Below are 17191 nucleotides of genomic sequence, written 5' to 3'. Positions count from 1 at the left end.
TACTTTTTTACGAAAATCGTTATAGTAAGTTCACTGATTATGGTATATATACAAGTCTTTTGATTTTTGAACGCCAGTTGCTACAACGCGGGAAATCCGTGCAACGCACTGGCTGCTTTTGACTTTTGACTTCCGCCTGCTGGTTAGAGCGATCAAATAAATGACAAAAGTCTGAAATAATTAATAGTTAACTGCTAATAAAAAATAAGAAAACAAGTTTTGTAGTCTTCTAGCTATCACAGCTTTGCATAACTGCTTAGACAACGCAAAGATTGTTAATTTAAAATTGTGAATTTGGAGTAAGCAACGTGACTGCGACTATTCCTTCTAAACCACGAAAGTTACCAAATCAAGCAATAGGAGCTAAAATTTTCCACTGGATTAATATCATTAGCTTGTTTATTATGCTGACCAGCGGACTACAAATTTATAATGCTAACCCGGTTTTTGGTGGGCGTGCAGGTATACATATTTTTCCTTTATTTACATTAGGAGGTTGGCTGGCTGGGGGTAGACATTGGCACTTTTTTGCTATGTGGTTATTTTCGCTGAATTTATCATGGTATGGAGTTTATGTTTTCATTACTCGCCGTTGGCGACATAGATTTGTGGGTAGCAATGATGTAAAAGCATTACAGAAAACTCATAACAGCAAGCGATTAATTTATGCTTGGCATCGCATTGTTTATACAGCTATTATTCCTATCTTACTTTTGGCTTTATTTACTGGTATCGGTATGTATAAACCTGCCCAATTTTCCTGGATTGTGGATTTATTTGGCAGTTGGCAAGGATTGCGTATTGCTCATTTTGCTTCAGTACCCATTGTGATTGTATTTGCGATCGCCCACTATTTCCTAGGACGGAAAGCTGGGGGTCAAGAACTTACAGATTCGATGTTTTGGTAACTTGGTATTCATCACCCTTTTTATCTGAGATTGGGTACTACACACCACAACAGCTTGCAGATACATAATCAAAAAAATTAATCTAACTCTTGTGAAGCAAGAATTTTACTCTCTACTATTGTATGAATATTGAATAGTCCCAACTCTGCCAATTCTATGTTTAGCTAAATTATTTTTCGGCTTTTTAATATGGGTTTAATTCGCAGAAATATTCCTCAATTTACACGTCGGCAATTTTTACAAATTTCTGGATTGTCTAGTGCTAGTTTATTACTTGGTGGCTGTGGTACACCTAGCTTTGAAGATTTGGTGGGTAAATTATCGGAACCACTCAATCAAAAGGTAGAAACTTTCATCTTTAAACCACAAAAACCAGTACCAGAATTTTCGCTAAGTCAAATTCAACCAGAAGCGTTAATTGTGAATAGCTTTAGGTCTACTCCGATTATTGATGAGGAGAAGTATCGCTTAATTATTGATGGTGAAGTTAATCAACCTCTGAGTTTGACTATGGCAGAAATTCACGCTTTGCCGCTCACTTCCATGATTATTCGTCATGTTTGTGTAGAAGGCTGGGCTGCGATCGTGCAGTGGGGTGGTGTATGTTTAACAGAAATTCTCACACTTGCCCAGCCCAAAGCAAATGTTAAGTATGCTTATTTTAAATCAGCCGATGGCTATTATGAAAGTTGGGATATAGCATCAGTTTTACATCCCCAAACTTTATTAGCTTATCAAAAAAATGGAGAAGCTTTACCGATTGATAATGGCGCGCCTCTGCGTTTAGCTTCGCCAATTAAGTTGGGTTACAAACAGAGTAAATGGGTAACTCAAATTACACTAACTAGTTATTTATCACCTTTTAAAGGCTATTGGGAAGACCAAGGCTACGAATGGTTTGCAGGACTTTAGTAGCAATTACTATTAGTTTTTAACTTTTAACTTTTGACATTTGACTTTGGACTCATAATAACCATGAATTTTTTTGATAAGCTGCAAAATAATATTACCCATAACCAAAGTCTACTATTTGTAGGACTTGACCCCAATCCAGAAATGATGCCCAAGCGCTATGTAGATGAAGATATGATAGCGGGATTGTGGAATTGGTTGCAATTTATTATTGCTGAAACTGCTGATTTTGTCTGTGCTTATAAACCAACATTCGGCTTTTATGAGGCTTTGGGAATTCCTGGTTTAGAACTGTTGCATCAAACTTTAAAAGCGATTCCCCAGCATATACCAATTATTTTAGATGCCAAGCACAGTGATTTAAACACTAGTACTATTTTTGCCCGCACGGTTTTTACAGAATGGCAGGTAGATGCTATTACTCTTAGCCCCTATACTGGGCAAGATCATGTAGCACCGTTTTTAGTTTATCCTGATAAAGCAGTCTTTATTTTATCTTGTACATCTAACCCCGGAGCTGAAAGTTTACAGCAATATCCTACTAACGAATCACCGCTATATTTACAGGTAGTAAAAGAATCAAGAAATTGGGGTACACCAGAACAATTAGGTTTAGAGGTGGGAACTACCAATCCTGAAGTTTTGGCATTGATTAGAGCCGTAGCCCCTGAAAGAATAATTATGGCTCGTAGTATCTGGGCCCAAGAGAATAATCTGAATGAAATTTTAGCTTCAGGTTTGAATGATCACGGTGATGGCTTGTTGATTCCTGTACCTCAAGATATGTTAAGTAGCCCACAGTTAGCTCAGGAAATTGCATCTTTAGGAGCAGAAATTAACTTAGCCAAAAATCACATTATTCAAGAGAATTCAAGCTGCTCTGTGTGGCTACCTGATGTGTGTTCTTTTAACCAACATCCACAGCAAGATTTAATTTTACAACTGTATGATATTGGTTGCATTATGTTTGGTAGTTTCGTACAAGCATCAGGAGCAACATTTCCTTATTATATTGATCTACGGAAAATAATTTCCAATCCGCAAGTTTTTAATCTAGTACTGACTGCTTATGCAGAAATTTTACAAAACCTGAATTTTGATAGGATAGCAGGTATTCCCTACGGTTCTTTACCAACAGCAACAGGGTTAGCTTTACGTCTGAATTATCCGATGATTTTTCCACGCAAAGAAGTAAAAGCACATGGAACTCGTAAGGTAATTGAAGGTAACTTCCATCCTGGTGAAACTGTTGTGGTTGTGGATGATATTCTCATTAGCGGTAAAAGTGCGATGGAAGGAGCAGAAAAATTACAATCTGCGGGATTAAAAGTTAATGATATCGTGGTATTTATCGACCATGAAGCAGGAGTTAAAAATAGGTTAAAAGCAAATGGTTACAACAGTTATGCAGTTTTAACCATTTCGGAAATTACAGAAACTCTGTATCAAACTGGACGTATTACTGAAGAGCAATTTTTGGCTTTTAAAGAAAGCTAGTGCAGCTAATAAAAAGTCAAAAGTAAAAAAATATTTTTATCGGCTCATCAACATTGAGGACTGACATACGATCGCAGTTGTAAATTAACTTTCTCTTTGCTAATCAACATCAGAGTTTTGTAACTAAATATTATGAATTTCTCACTCAATCAACTAATTAAAGTATTAATTTTAACGCTACTATTTCCTTTAGTGTTTCTTAATGGTTGGCTATTATTTAAATTTTTTCAATATTTTCAACCAATAGTCACGATTTTTGTCTTGGCAAGTTTGTTTGCTTTTATTTTAAACTATCCAGTTACACAACTACAAAAACGCGGGTTTAAACGTAATTATGCAGTAGCACTAGTTTTTATCTCAGCCTTATTAATTTTAATTGGTTTAGGCATTACTTTATTTCCCCTAGCTTTGGAACAATTTAATGAAATGGCTAAACTTTTGCCTCAATGGATTGATGCTAATGAGGCAAAAATTCAAGCTTTCAATCATTCTCTGAGTAATCAAAGGTTAAAAGTTAATTTGGGTCAAATACTCACTCAGATAACTAATCACTTACCTGATGAATTAGAATCTATATTTAATAATTTTCTGATTATTATCAAAGATACTATTGATAGTGTTTCTGAAATAATAGTGACAGTTGTTTTGACTTTTTATCTATTAATAGATGGGAAGAGAATTTGGGAAGGTATTTTTCACAAAATACCCAGTGAGTCTGCTCAAAAAGTGAGAGAATCTCTGCAACAAAATTTTCAAAATTATTTAATTGGTCAAGTAAGTTTAGCTCTATTGATGGGTGTAGCTGAAACACTATTATTTTTAGCTTTTCAAATTCAGTTTGCTTTACTATTTGGGTTAGGGGTGGGAATTTTAAGTTTAATTCCTTTTGGTGATGTCGTCAGCTTAATAGTAATTATTTTAATAATAGCGTCCCATGATATTTGGCTAGCTGTGAAGATTTTTGCAGTCGCTATTATTATAGACCAGGTAATCGACCAAGCGATCGCACCCCGTCTGTTGGGGCGGTTTACAGGACTTAGACCAGTATGGGTAATAGTTTCTTTATTAGTAGGAACTTATATTGGCGGCTTGTTGGGTTTACTAATTGCAGTACCTGTAGCTGGTTTTATCAAAGATGCAGCCGATGGTTTTATATCTCTCTCTGATGATGCCAAAAACACTATTGAATCCCCAAGCCTCCCAGAAATCTTAACAGAAGAATCCACTTAAATTGCCAATAGGGTAACTAGCTAAATAAATGACTTTTGAATTTTGTACAGACGCGATTAATCGCGTTTCTCCGACTCTCGATTAATTCCATACTCAATTATCTTTCCTAGCAATCTTCAACATCATATTGCCACCTAGCTGTAATTCATAATCAACTTTTGCAATCTCTACACTGTAACCTGCTGATGTGTAATGCTTTACTATCTCATCTAAATATGCAGAAGGTTTTGACATTAAAGTCAGTAAAGGAAATATTCTGATTTCTTGAGCAATTCGGAGCATTTCTGCAACCGAATTGAGATGGAAATCATAATCAAAGTGGTCAGAATATAAAAATAAAAAATGTGAACAAAGAGCTAAATCAAATTGTTGATTTTGATAGTTTAAGCTTGGCAATTCACCAATTATATATCTGCAATTATGCTTGCCCAACTCATAGTCAGCAATAAATTTTTCCATAACTTTTACCCGATGATCACGCAAATTATCAGGCGATTTATGATGGCTCCACACCCAATTATTAGGCGTAGCTTTCACTTGGTCAATAATAGAATCAACTACTTGATTAAATCTAGCTAATATCTCTTTAGCAGAAAATTGATATAGAGGATCGACCGAAATCACGCTGTTACCTAAAAGAGTCATTTCCGCATTAAAACTTGCTGGCCCATCCCCAATACCAATAATTTTTTTATTTAAATCTGCATTCGTTAAATTAAACATTTTTACATATTCATCCATTGACCTCCCAAAAGGAACAACTTTATCTAAAACCATCGCCATAAAATTATCCTCATAAGTAGAACCTCATGAAGATAATATAATATTTCTATTTAAATTTTGGATTTTACTGAGCTTCAGTATACTTATTTTTCTCTTTTATAAGTATTTCTGTGGCTTTATCGGCAGCAACCGGACGGTAGAAAAGATAACCTTGTACATCTTCACAATTGATAGATTTCAAGAATTCTAATTCTTCAGCTTTTTCTACGCCTTCAGCTGTCAACCTTAATCCTAAATTCTGCCCTAATACCACTATTGCTTTGATAATATGAGCTACCTTATCATCTCTGGTTAACTCTTGGATAAAAGACTTATCAATTTTTAAATGATGTAAGGGTAAAAGTTGTAGGCGAGAAAGGGAAGAATGACCTGTACCAAAATCGTCGATGGAGAGGTAGACACCCATCTCTTGGAGAGCATCCAACACATTTCGCGTAAACTCTAAATCTTCAATTGCAATTGATTCTGTAATTTCTAACTCTAAAAATTTGGGTTGTAGACCTGTCTCTTTTAAGATATTATTTAAAATTTCCACTAGATTAGGTTGACGAAACTGTTTAAGAGAGAGATTAACAGCAACTGTCAAAGGAGTAAATCCAGCATCTTGCCAAGCTTTATTTTGCTTACAAGCTGTCCTGAGTACCCATTCGCCAATGGGGACAATTAATCCGCTTTCTTCCGCCAGGGGAATAAACACGCTAGGCGCTACTAGTCCCATTTCTGGATGTTGCCAGCGTAAAAGAGCTTCCATGCCAGAAATTTTTCCGGTGATAATATTAACTCGAGGCTGATAATACACCATAAATTCATCCCGCTCTAGAGCAAAACGCAAACTCTTCTCTAAAGTTAGGAGTTCGGGTGTTTTGATAGATAGAGCTGTGGTGTAAAATTGGTAGTTATTTCTACCTGCATCTTTTGCGTAATACAAAGCGGCATCCGCGTGCTGTATGAGGGTTTCCGCATCAGGACTATCTTCATTCAGCAGAGCAATCCCCAGACTCGCACTCACATAAAGTTCGTGTCCCTCAATTTCAAAGCAATTTTCTAAGGCTTGTAGAATTCTTTGAGATACTTGTGTGACTTCGTCAAGATGATTAATTTGAGGTAGTAAAATCGTGAATTCATCTCCCCCCCAACGGGCAATGGTATCCCCTGCTCTTAGACAATCTCTCAAGCGTTGAGCCACAGATTTTAACAGAGTATCCCCTAATGTATGACCCAAAGTATCATTGATTACCTTGAAACGGTCTAGATCGAGGAACATGACAGCTAGACTGTCATAAGTGCGAGTTGCGTTAGGTAAAGCTTTATCGAGTAATTCGTTAAACAGCAGGCGGTTGGGTAATCCTGTCAGTAAATCATGTAGCGCTTGGAAGCGAATCTTTTCTTCGACTTGCTGACGTTGCCAAGCGGCATTAATACTAGCTGCCATAGTTAACAGCGTGGATTCTTCATGCCTTGACCAGCGACGCTCTTTTGAACAGTCTGCCAAGCCTACATAACCCCACAACTTTTCCTCCAGACGCAGAGGTACTAGGAAGATAGATTGAATACCATCGCGAGCCAAAATTTGTTGTTCATCAATGGGAAATTCTTGAGTCAGTCCCATAATCGACTCGCCACGTGAGAGTGTGCTGTACCAACTGGCCAATTCAGAAGATTGATAAGAGAGATTCTGCCAATGTTCTAATGATGGTTCTATGTTTGAGCCCGTCCATTCAAACTTGAGGCTGAATGCTAATTCCCCTGTAATTGGGTGGATATGATTTCTAAAGAAATAAGCACGGTCTACTTGAGCAGCTTCACCCATCATAGTTAGAGCTTTCTCAATCCCGTTCTGATAGTTCATTTCCACCAGCAAATAATTGGCCGATTCGGCAACTGCTTGTAGTAGCCTGTCTCGCTGACGCAATTCGGCTGCGGCTTGTTTTTGCTCGGTAATATCCCTAACTATAAAAGTTCTAATTAAATCACTTTCTGCCAGATAATGAATAGATTGTTCAAAAATTTCTGTGCCAACTTCTACCTCGCGCACAAAAGAATTTTCAGAATTGGCATCTCGATTCTTAATTGTATTGAGCAATCCTGATAATACTGGATGTTTTTCCCCAAATTCCCGCAGGTTAGGAAACTTGACAGATGCAGCCGGATTTAAATAAATGACATTTCCCTCTATATCCATTTCAATAATGGGATTAGGAATGAGTTCGGGAAAAGATGCTAGGCGTGCAAGTACAGTTTCGCTAGCTCCCTCAAAAGTAGAATCTGGCGAAATTAAAGTTTCAAAAGGATTAACTGGATTGGCTTGTTCGGATAAAAAGCTAGATATATCTTCTACTGTAATCGATTCCGAAAATGCTTTTTCGGAAATATTAGAAATAGCATAATATTTGGCATGAACTTGGTTATTACCAAATGCAATTACATCTCCATTTTGCAGATTATGCGAGAAGCATTTGTTGCCATTGACAAATACGCCATTAGTACTTTTTTTACCTTTAAAATCACCATCAATAATCCGAAACCCATATTGATCGGTTTCGGGAATCGTTACTCTTAATAAAATGGCGTGTTGCCTGGATACGGAGCGCGAACGTAGGACAATAGCGTTTCTCGAATCTCGTCCTAGCGAATAAGTAGCATCTTGAAGAGGGATGGTGCGTTGCCCTTGTAAGTCTTTGACAACCAAAAGGTGACGTATTTTTTCCCGTTCATGTTCTGGCATGTCTTTTCCTCACATTGTCATATCTTCGGTCTTTTTTGGCAAAATAAAACTTCAATAAGTCCTAACTTTGAGCTTCTATTTACTACATAGAGCTACTCAATAACTACGAGCGGTATTTATAAAAGGATAGACTGGAATTAATTTGTAATTTAGCTATTGAATGCAATATTTCCAATTATTTAGTACCAGTATTTCCCTAAGAATTTTAAAATTAGTCTCAAATCACTAGAAGATGAAAAAAATTCGTCTTACAGCCCAATTTATCGACTTTTTTATGTATTCACTCTCAGAATAAATTCAAATACCTCGGATTATGTATGGTATATTTGCGGATTTTTGTTTAAATTAGGTAAGAAGCAAACAACCAAAAAGTTATAGTCAAAGGGTGGTTGCCTTGAAAAATTGATAATGTTCACAGTATAATTGCTGAATATAAGGAATAATATTATCACAGAGCATTTGATTTAGCTTACTGAGAAATACGATAATCTGGGTTTAGGTATTAAAAGCATGGGGAGAGAATGGCGAATCAGAAAAAATTCGCATCCTTCCTAATGCACAAATTTCATTCTGAGCGATCGCATGAGGCTACTGCAAAAGACACAGAAGCGCTTGCTTCATTGAGTAATTATACTTAACTCTAATGTAGGAAGTATTTTTTTTAGCGATCGTGCGACTCTAGACAAAGACTCATCTAGGACAAACTTATGGCTAAAAAATCTAAAGACAGCCTAGAGCAATCCTCGGATATCAGAGTAGCTGCTACCTCCAAAATCTGGGGACTGACAGTAGGAATCCTCGCAATTTGCATTCCGCTTTCAGCTGTGACCAGAAGTGGTGCAATTCTACCTTTAGCGGCTATTGGTGGTGCAGCAGCTGGTACGGTAGCAATATGGCGTTCTGATGATAAAAAATCCAAAAATGGTTATCTGCAACAGCAGCAGATAGAGCTTTTAGAAGCAAGAATAGCAACTTTAGAAACTATTGTGAGCCACAATGATTTTGATTTGCATATGAAAATTCAAAATTTAGAGGCGAACAACAGTATTAAAAATGCCCTACCACAAAATCAATCGGAAAATTAGCCAATATTGATAATTTATACTCTCTTAGGTATTTTCAGAGTCAGTAAATTACAACTTCTTGACATGGCTATTTTATAATCTAACATTGCTGCTACTCTTTGTGTCCGCTGCCAATCACACCATTTTTTCCTTTAAGAACTGTTTCCATCGAAACAGTATGTTATTCTCCATTGTAGTTAGAATAATTTGACATCAGTTAACTCTCTATACCTCAGCCATATCAGTTAATGATATGTTTGGGTACTATTTAGGTGCATCATGACCGTGAACTCATGCTGATGCTTGTGTTCTATGAAACCGATATAATTACTGAATTTTAATCAATAGAGATTATAAACTTGAGTAATTAGATTGGTATAGCTTACCGTAGGTATGCAGTAATGTGCCGCTCTCATGCAGATGGATTGGATTAGCTTACTCAAAGCTCAACAAGCTGACTTCCTTAACCGCGTCAAAAAACTAAAAATAAATGACTTATCTATACTGAAAAGTCATGTGAAAAATTGTCATAGTGAAATTATGACAATTTGGGGTGAGCCATTGGCAAAACTGCAAAAGTTGTCTTGTCAACAAGCAGAAATTCTGGCCAAAAATCCACCGCCAACACCACCTGAATATCCAGAACCGCCTGATTGGACAATCCCTTTTCCGCAACACTTTCAACAGCAGGCGGAAGATTATATTTTGCGGGAGCAAATTGTTGAGCAGGTAATGGTGGAACGCCTTGGTAAGTTGGTAAAAAAAGTGTCGCAAGACACTATTAGCCACATAGCTTTAGATGATGAGGGCAATTTACGGGGTGAGAGTAAATTTTCTTATTTGCTTGCAGCTAACCAAAAATTGACTATTCAAGTTTATGCTGCCGATGGAGAAAGTTTTAATGGGATTAAGAAAAATAAGATTAAGTGGTCAGTTACTCAAGAGGATATAAAAAAGCATCATGTATTAATTTTTCTTTGCTTGTTGTATCCGCAAAGTAGTCAATTAGGCGACGAAAAACAAGTAGTACTTACTGGGTTTTTGCCTACAGAGCAGGTGGTATGTAATGAACCAAAAATCTTCGTTACACCGACTGACTTGTTGTATGCAGGGGGATTAAGTTGGTATTTAGAATCACTAGTAGGCAAAAAAGATGTAGCCCTAGTGGTCAAAGAAAGAGCGATCGCACCTAAAATTGACACTATCCCATCTGAACATCCCCTGAAGAGTATCGTAGGTGACTGGGAATACTGGCAAACCTTGCAAGGGCACACGAGAGGAATTAATTGCCTGGCTTATTCTGCGAGAATACCCACAGCCAACATGAATAGCTGTGACCTCAATAGAAAGCCTCCCATATTAGCCAGTGGTAGCCGTGGTGAAACAAAACTCTGGGATTTAACTAGAGGTGAACTAATCGAGACATTGTCAGAAGCGCCTTGGGTGGTATCTGGATTAGTCGATGAAGTGAATTCTTTAGCCTTTAGTACCGATGGACAGACTTTAGCCAGCGTTGGTGCTGATTCTACAATCAAGATATGGCACGTAGGTGCATTAGATTTAATCGATATTTTACACAAACATCATGGCGTAGTGAGATGCGTAGCTTTTACCCCAGATGGCAGAATGCTAGCTACTGGTGGCGATGACAGAAAAATCCTATTTTGGGATTTGATGAAGCGACAAGTAGCGATCGCTCTTTCATTAGATGATACCGCAGCCCATTCTCTCGCCCTCAGCCAAGATGGGCAAATTCTCGTCACAGGTAGCTATCGCAAAATCAAAGTTTGGTGTACTTCTCATTTAGCTGAGGTAAGCAATTTGCAGGATGTGCCACCACTCTACAACCTCATGGGCCATTCTCATATTGTGCGTTCCCTAACTATTAGTGCTGATGGTAAGCTACTCGTTAGCGGTAGCCGGGATCAGACAATCAAAATTTGGCATTTAGAAACCGGAGAATTAATTAATACTCTCAAGGGACATAGAGATGAAGTCTGCACAATCACCTTAAGTCCTGATGAGCAAATTATTGCCAGTGGGAGTGCAGATAAAACTATCAAGTTATGGCATTTAGCAACGGGAGAACTCCTAGGCACTTTTACCGGACATACTGACACAGTCACCGCAGTAGCGTTCACAGCTTCTGGCGAAATGTTGGTAAGTGGGAGTTTAGATAAGACGATTAAAATTTGGCAACGAAGTTAAGCAGAGATTCTACCAATTCAAAATTCAAAATTACGAAAGCCTAATTCCAAAAGGCTTTCTGCGTTTCTATTTGTTGCTGAATTTTGCTGAATTGGTATTAGTCGTTTATTTGTAGAGACAGGGAAAAGGAAGAAAATCTTTGTCATTACCCCTCTAGCTTGAAAGTGCTGAGTGCTGAGTAACAATCCCCGCCTCGACTTTCATGGAAGGCTTGTGAATTTTTTTCATGAGGACTTCTGTCCCTGCTTGCGAAAGTGATTAATTATTTTTATTGGGAATTCCCTAATGCGATCGCTATCTCTTGAGCAATTAAAAATTATCTTCCTCAAGACTTAAAATAGTTATTATTTGTCCTTACAAAACAAACTAAGTGTAAAGTAAGGTTACAAACCTTGGAAAAATATTGAGAAATTGACCTCTTGTCAAACCTGGCTCTAAGGTAGAACCTATAGGAGAGACTTGAGGCGGATGTGATGAACATGAATAATATTCAAAACTATCGGTTTGTCTGTACCTTGACCTTTGGCGATATCTACGGTCAAATCATCGTTTGGTTAATTACAATTACTATAAGTTTGGCATCAGCTTTGGCGCTAATGGGTGCCAGAAGACCAGTTTATGCCTTAGCTACTGTTGGTCTGGTGGTGCTGCTATCGCTGCCTTTCTTGTTATTTGCATTTGTAACTACATTGTTAAATCATATTGAATTAACTGCTGTAGGGCCAGGAACAAAAACTGAACCGATTCCAGGAAATGTTTCCCAGCAAAAACCAGTACAAGCAACTAGCTGAAAAAATTTGCAGGATGAAGGATTAAGGATGAAATTAATCCACTAATCAAGGGATGGGTATGAACGCGGAAAGGCAATATCTTTTCTACTCAACGTTGCGTACCAATTCTTGATTTTATTTTTTATCCTTTTTTTGACAAAAAGCTCAAATGAGTATTCAAAATCGCTATTATATCCCTGTCACTAGACAGGGAATTTTTTTGTAGAGGCGCGATGTCTGCGTAGCAGCTGATGCGTTCAAGTTGCACATTCTCTTGTCAATGCAAATGACTAATGACAAAGGACGACCTTTGACAACCTTTGCTAAAAAAATATGACGCTTACGTAATTTCTATTAAAATCGGGGCTAATCAAGATTAATTATGCTGGAACATGATGTAATTATTGTTGGGGGTGGCTTGGCTGGATGCCGTGCGGCGGTGGAAATTGCCCGCATTAACCCTAGTTTAAATATTGCTGTAGTTGCTAAAACTCACCCAATTCGTTCGCACTCAGTGGCGGCGCAAGGTGGGATGGCTGCGTCGCTGAAAAATGTTGATACCGAAGATAGTTGGGAAGCCCACGCCTTTGATACTGTTAAAGGTTCGGATTACTTAGCAGACCAAGATGCGGTAGCAATTCTTACTCAAGAAGCCCCAAATGTGGTGATTGACTTGGAACACATGGGCGTTTTATTCTCGCGCTTACCGGATGGAAGGATTGCTCAACGGGCTTTTGGTGGACATGCTCACAACCGGACTTGCTATGCTGCAGATAAAACTGGTCACGCCATTTTGCATGAATTGGTAAATAATTTGCGCCGCTACGGTGTGCAAGTTTACCAAGAATGGTACGTAATGAAACTGATTTTAGAAGAGGGACAAGCTAAGGGCGTAGTGATGTACCGCCTGTTAGATGGGCATATAGAAGTACTCAGAGCTAAAGCCGTGATGTTTGCCACCGGGGGATATGGTCGCGTTTATAACACTACATCCAATGATTACGCCTCCACCGGTGACGGTTTAGCAATGACAGCGATCGCAGGTTTACCTCTAGAAGATATGGAATTTGTGCAATTCCATCCCACAGGCTTATATCCGGTTGGGGTACTGATTTCCGAAGCAGTTAGAGGCGAAGGCGCATATCTAATTAACTCCGAAGGCGATCGCTTTATGGCGAACTATGCACCTAGTCGTATGGAACTGGCTCCTCGTGATATCACCTCACGAGCGATCGCCTACGAAATACGGGCTGGGCGTGGTATCCATGCTGATGGAAGCGCTGGGGGGCCATTTGTTTATCTGGATTTGCGCCACATGGGTAGAGAAAAAATCATGAGTCGCGTTCCCTTTTGTTGGGAAGAAGCCCATCGATTAGTTGGTGTTGATGCTGTGACTCAGCCCATGCCTGTACGTCCTACCATTCATTATTGTATGGGTGGTATCCCTGTGAACGTTGATGGTAGAGTCCGCAGTAGCGGTGATAATTTTGTTGATGGCTTCTTTGCGGCTGGTGAAACGGCTTGTGTTTCCGTTCATGGTGCAAATCGCCTGGGAAGTAATTCCCTTTTAGAATGCGTAGTTTATGGTAAACGAACCGGAGCTGCGATCGCTAACTTTGTGCAAAATCGCAAATTACCAATAGTAGATGAGCAACGTTACATCAAGGAAGCGCAGCAAGAAATTCAAGCTTTACTAGAACAGCCAGGAAAATACCGTATTAACGAAGTGCGCCAAGCTTTTCAAGATACCATGACTCAGTACTGTGGCGTTTTCCGTACTGAAGAATTAATGAGTCAAGGTTTAGAAAAATTAGCAGAATTAGAACAACAATATCCACAGGTATATTTAGACGATAAAGGCAAATCTTGGAATACAGAAATTGTAGAAGCCCTAGAATTACGCAGTTTAATGGTAGTAGGGCACACAATTCTGGCATCAGCATTAAATCGTCAAGAAAGTCGCGGCGCACATTTCCGTGAAGATTATGCCAATAGAGATGATCAGAGATTCCTCAAACATACAATGGCTTACTATTCACCAGCAGGGATTGATATTCAATATCGCCCAGTTGCAATTACCATGTTTCAGCCACAGGAAAGAAGATATTAATTAGGGTAATTGGAATTACAACTATTTTCAGATCTAAGGGCACGGCAGTGCTGTGTCCTTACCTACGTACCTCATTGATCTGAAATACGTTGTATGGCTGTCAACAGCCAAGTATTTTCATTTTTTGATTCACGCTTGTCTAAATAGCGATAAATTTCCGTGTAATCACTGATAGACATTTGTCATTATGGCTCTTTAAATAAGACTAAAGAAAATCTCTGAAAAATCTCTTTACGAGTTTTTACTAGAATTAACAAATTCTAGGGTTAAGAGCTATTTTCAACTTGCTCTTACAAGAAAATGAAAACGCATATCTAAGTCAACAGTTTCTACTTCTTGTAATAGTAAAAAAATGGGTGTTACTACTATTTGGTATAGTTGTTAGTTTGTTTGGCTGTTGTAGAATTCCCATCAGATGTACAAGCTTAACAGTTTCGGTTTTACTATACCAATTTTCATACAACTTTGAGTTTTTAGCATCAAGAAAATCTTAGAGGCTGTTGGAAAAGCGGTTCGCCGTGATTTAGGCACAAATTGCTTCTGCTTTTATTTAAAGAAAGCTACAGTGTAGTGCTACTCACAAGCAGGCTTTTACAACATCCTGCAATAGGATTTTCTTATATCTGATTTCTACAAAATCTCTAAGTCTTGAAAAATGCAAGAATTTAACATTCCCCAATCGCTAGAAATAGAAGTATCACAACTGCGTAAAACTATTAATTCTCTGCTATGGATAACTAAACTTTTTCGTACAGTCGGCTATAGCATTTTAGTTTTAGTATTTATTGACTTAATTGATATATTTGTACCCTTAAATTTTAAGAATCCCGTGTGGGAATTTCAGATGATAGGAGCGCTAGTAGACCTGGTAGCTATAACCTTAATTGGGCTAGCTTTAGTATTCTCCGGTAAGTTAGAGAAACGTCTAAAATGGGAATTTCCGTTTTTACTGTGGTTATCAAGGTTATGTCTATTAGTAGGATTATTATATTTATTACTCATCCCTTTAGGAATTAATAACACTATCAGTCTTTATAACGTAAATATCCAGGGATTAAATCAAGATTATAGTCAACAGGAGCTACTCAATAGCAACTGGAAACAGCAGAGCGACCTAGCTTCAGCCGCAGAATTTAATAATCTTCGTGAACATCAGAGTATGCGAGAAGTAAAAACTCAAACATTAGTAGATGTGAATCAAAGCCAGAATCATCCAGATAAAAAATTACCAGCTACAAATTTATCTAGAAATTTCAAGTTGTTGAAAAGCTCGGTAAAATTTAATTTAGGAGCTTTGCTTGCTGCGGCTTTATTTATTACTATCTGGAAGGAAACATCCTGGGCTAGATAATGGTCTTAATGCTGATAGGCTGCTTACTTACACAGAAGTAATTTTAAGTGATTCAAATCGTTGAATTTCAATTAAATAACCATTTGGATCGCGCAGAAAACAATGATAAATTTTGTACTTCTCATTGAATGTAGGCGGTTTTTCAAATTCTACACCTTGTTGTTGTAGATACTCATACCACTCATCTACTTGCTGTGTCACTAAAGTAAAAATTACACTTGATTGTTTTTCGGTAATTTTTGTACTGAAAATTTCACTTGCTTGACACAATCCCAAGTATCCAGAACCAGTAACAGTATAAATTCTACAAGTTCCTTGATCGAGCCAGAGATGCAACCCCAGCTTGTCTTCATAGAAGCTGGCTGAGGCTGCGAGATTCTGGGTATATAAAAAGGTAATTTGCTGATCAATTGGCGGGCGATCGCACATAAAATTGAGTTATGAGAGCAAACAGATCTAAGAAAACCCTTTTGAAGTGGTACAGATTTGAGCTATGCTAGACTCAGTCTAACTTTTCTTCCTCAAGTCAAACTTAATTAAGCCAAACTCTACAGAGCAATTTTGTGTCCGGGAATCTTGCAAAATAATTGTGTTAGCGCTCTGAAAGATTTTGGTTTACATACAACAGTTCTCAGTTAGCATTTCTCCTCAAGGCTAACTTTTTGGGTGCTGCGTTCTGAGTAAAAATACTAGTATCTCTTACCCAGTGCCCAATCACCAGTCCCCAATCTCAATTATTCGCGTAGTCCTTTTGCTAACCTCAAGTTAATTTTTGAAAAGTTTAGTTCATCTAGGTATCTATATAGCCATAAAGTTATATAGAAATCCAAAACTGAAGGAATCAAGTATGAGTAGCGATCTAGCAAGCAAGTTGCGGGAAGGAACAAAACAATCCCATACAATGGCGGAAAATACAGCCTTCATGAAGTGTTTTCTTAAAGGGATTGTCGAAAGAGAGCCTTTCCGCAAACTCATAGCTAACTTGTATTTAGTTTATAGCGCTTTAGAAGCACAACTTCAGCGTTATAGTACTCATCCTGTAGTGAGTCTGATTTATTTTCCCATATTGAACCGTACAGCTAATTTGGAAAAGGATTTGGCTTTTTACTACGGTGAGAACTGGCGGGAGCAAATTGCAGCCCTGGAAGCAGGTAAAACTTATGTAGCACGCATCAATGAAATTGCTGAAACTGAACCTGCATTACTAGTAGCTCATGCCTATGTGCGCTATATGGGAGACTTATCTGGGGGTCAAAGTTTAAAGAAAATTATCCGTTCAGCTCTAGACTTACCACCAGATCAAGGTACTGGATTGCATGAATTTGAGCAATTACCATCGGTTGAAGCCATTAGAGCATTTAAAGGTCAATATCGTGATGCTTTAAATGCATTACCAGTAGATGATGCTTTAGCTGAAAAAATTGTCGCAGAAGCAAATTATGCTTTTGCACTCAATCGCGATGTTGTCCATGAGTTAGAAGATGATGTGAGAATTGCAATTGGCGATCATGTTTTTGACTTGATTACACGCCAAGATAAACCCGGTAGCACAGAACGTTCACCTGGTAGTACTTCAGTAGAACTTGTGGCTGCTGACTAAGCATTACACATCAACAGTGAAATTTAGGGAAAC

General features: G+C 38.1%; 13 protein-coding genes. 10 read left to right on the top strand and 3 right to left on the bottom strand.

The features are described 5' to 3' along the window. The first annotated feature begins 308 nt into the window (after positions 1-308). The 4 genes from HG267_RS14865 to HG267_RS14850 all read left to right on the top strand — a co-directional run bounded on the left by HG267_RS14865 (position 309) and on the right by HG267_RS14850 (position 4547). Positions 309-908: a cytochrome b/b6 domain-containing protein gene (locus tag HG267_RS14865; protein ID WP_045872677.1), complete on the top strand. Its 600-nt coding sequence runs from the start codon at positions 309-311 to the stop codon at positions 906-908. A 189-nt stretch (positions 909-1097) separates the two neighbouring features. Continuing rightward, on the top strand, positions 1098-1820 hold the full coding sequence (locus HG267_RS14860; RefSeq protein WP_045872676.1) for a molybdopterin-dependent oxidoreductase: 723 nt from the start codon (positions 1098-1100) through the stop codon (positions 1818-1820). Positions 1821-1883: 63 nt separating this feature from the next. Further along, positions 1884-3317, top strand: a complete 1434-nt coding sequence (locus HG267_RS14855; RefSeq protein WP_045872675.1) for a bifunctional orotidine-5'-phosphate decarboxylase/orotate phosphoribosyltransferase — start codon at positions 1884-1886, stop codon at positions 3315-3317. A 132-nt stretch (positions 3318-3449) separates the two neighbouring features. Continuing rightward, positions 3450-4547, top strand: coding sequence for an AI-2E family transporter (locus HG267_RS14850; protein ID WP_045872674.1), 1098 nt, complete (start codon positions 3450-3452; stop codon positions 4545-4547). Between the two features lie 93 nt (positions 4548-4640). Here the strand turns inward: HG267_RS14850 and HG267_RS14845 are convergent, their stop codons facing one another. Then, entirely contained in the window at positions 4641-5330 is a 690-nt protein-coding gene (locus HG267_RS14845) for a hypothetical protein (RefSeq protein ID WP_045872673.1), read from the bottom strand. A 64-nt stretch (positions 5331-5394) separates the two neighbouring features. Next, positions 5395-8055, bottom strand: a complete 2661-nt coding sequence (locus HG267_RS14840) for an EAL domain-containing protein (protein WP_045872672.1) — start codon at positions 8053-8055, stop codon at positions 5395-5397. A gap of 707 nt (positions 8056-8762) precedes the next feature. Here HG267_RS14840 and HG267_RS14835 point away from each other — a divergent pair. The 5 genes from HG267_RS14835 (at position 8763) to HG267_RS14815 (ending at position 15558) form a co-directional block, all read left to right on the top strand. After that, positions 8763-9140: a hypothetical protein gene (locus HG267_RS14835; RefSeq protein WP_045872671.1), complete on the top strand. Its 378-nt coding sequence runs from the start codon at positions 8763-8765 to the stop codon at positions 9138-9140. A gap of 393 nt (positions 9141-9533) precedes the next feature. Further along, positions 9534-11327, top strand: a complete 1794-nt coding sequence (locus HG267_RS14830) for a WD40 repeat domain-containing protein (protein WP_045872670.1) — start codon at positions 9534-9536, stop codon at positions 11325-11327. A 473-nt stretch (positions 11328-11800) separates the two neighbouring features. After that, on the top strand, positions 11801-12118 hold the full coding sequence (locus HG267_RS14825; RefSeq protein ID WP_045872669.1) for a hypothetical protein: 318 nt from the start codon (positions 11801-11803) through the stop codon (positions 12116-12118). 361 nt (positions 12119-12479) lie between these two features. Continuing rightward, positions 12480-14207 carry a succinate dehydrogenase/fumarate reductase flavoprotein subunit gene (locus tag HG267_RS14820; protein ID WP_045872668.1) on the top strand — a complete coding sequence of 576 codons (1728 nt, stop codon included), beginning with the start codon at positions 12480-12482 and terminating at the stop codon, positions 14205-14207. Positions 14208-14862: 655 nt separating this feature from the next. Further along, a complete protein-coding gene (locus tag HG267_RS14815) occupies positions 14863-15558 on the top strand; it encodes an HpsJ family protein (protein WP_081584092.1) in 696 nt (231 codons plus the stop codon). 27 nt (positions 15559-15585) lie between these two features. Here the strand turns inward: HG267_RS14815 and HG267_RS14810 are convergent, their stop codons facing one another. Next, positions 15586-15987, bottom strand: a complete 402-nt coding sequence (locus HG267_RS14810; protein WP_045872667.1) for a VOC family protein — start codon at positions 15985-15987, stop codon at positions 15586-15588. Positions 15988-16405: 418 nt separating this feature from the next. Here HG267_RS14810 and HG267_RS14805 point away from each other — a divergent pair, with 418 nt between their 5' ends. Beyond that, positions 16406-17158: a heme oxygenase (biliverdin-producing) gene (locus HG267_RS14805; RefSeq protein ID WP_045872666.1), complete on the top strand. Its 753-nt coding sequence runs from the start codon at positions 16406-16408 to the stop codon at positions 17156-17158. Positions 17159-17191: the final 33 nt, after the last annotated feature.

It is taken from the genome of Tolypothrix sp. PCC 7601 (genome assembly GCF_025677855.1).
GTDB lineage: Bacteria > Cyanobacteriota > Cyanobacteriia > Cyanobacteriales > Nostocaceae > Aulosira > Aulosira diplosiphon.
This window is presented reverse-complemented; position numbering and strand designations above follow the sequence as displayed.

Coding starts and splice junctions, on each gene's coding strand:
- HG267_RS14855 (WP_045872675.1), top strand. CDS start 1,884: ATGAATTTTTTTGATAAGCTGCAAAATAATATTACCCATAACCAAAGT.
- HG267_RS14825 (WP_045872669.1), top strand. CDS start 11,801: ATGAACATGAATAATATTCAAAACTATCGGTTTGTCTGTACCTTGACC.
- HG267_RS14820 (WP_045872668.1), top strand. CDS start 12,480: ATGCTGGAACATGATGTAATTATTGTTGGGGGTGGCTTGGCTGGATGC.
- HG267_RS14830 (WP_045872670.1), top strand. CDS start 9,534: ATGCAGATGGATTGGATTAGCTTACTCAAAGCTCAACAAGCTGACTTC.
- HG267_RS14845 (WP_045872673.1), bottom strand. CDS start 5,330: ATGGCGATGGTTTTAGATAAAGTTGTTCCTTTTGGGAGGTCAATGGAT.
- HG267_RS14810 (WP_045872667.1), bottom strand. CDS start 15,987: ATGTGCGATCGCCCGCCAATTGATCAGCAAATTACCTTTTTATATACC.
- HG267_RS14805 (WP_045872666.1), top strand. CDS start 16,406: ATGAGTAGCGATCTAGCAAGCAAGTTGCGGGAAGGAACAAAACAATCC.
- HG267_RS14860 (WP_045872676.1), top strand. CDS start 1,098: ATGGGTTTAATTCGCAGAAATATTCCTCAATTTACACGTCGGCAATTT.
- HG267_RS14835 (WP_045872671.1), top strand. CDS start 8,763: ATGGCTAAAAAATCTAAAGACAGCCTAGAGCAATCCTCGGATATCAGA.
- HG267_RS14840 (WP_045872672.1), bottom strand. CDS start 8,055: ATGCCAGAACATGAACGGGAAAAAATACGTCACCTTTTGGTTGTCAAA.
- HG267_RS14850 (WP_045872674.1), top strand. CDS start 3,450: ATGAATTTCTCACTCAATCAACTAATTAAAGTATTAATTTTAACGCTA.
- HG267_RS14815 (WP_081584092.1), top strand. CDS start 14,863: ATGCAAGAATTTAACATTCCCCAATCGCTAGAAATAGAAGTATCACAA.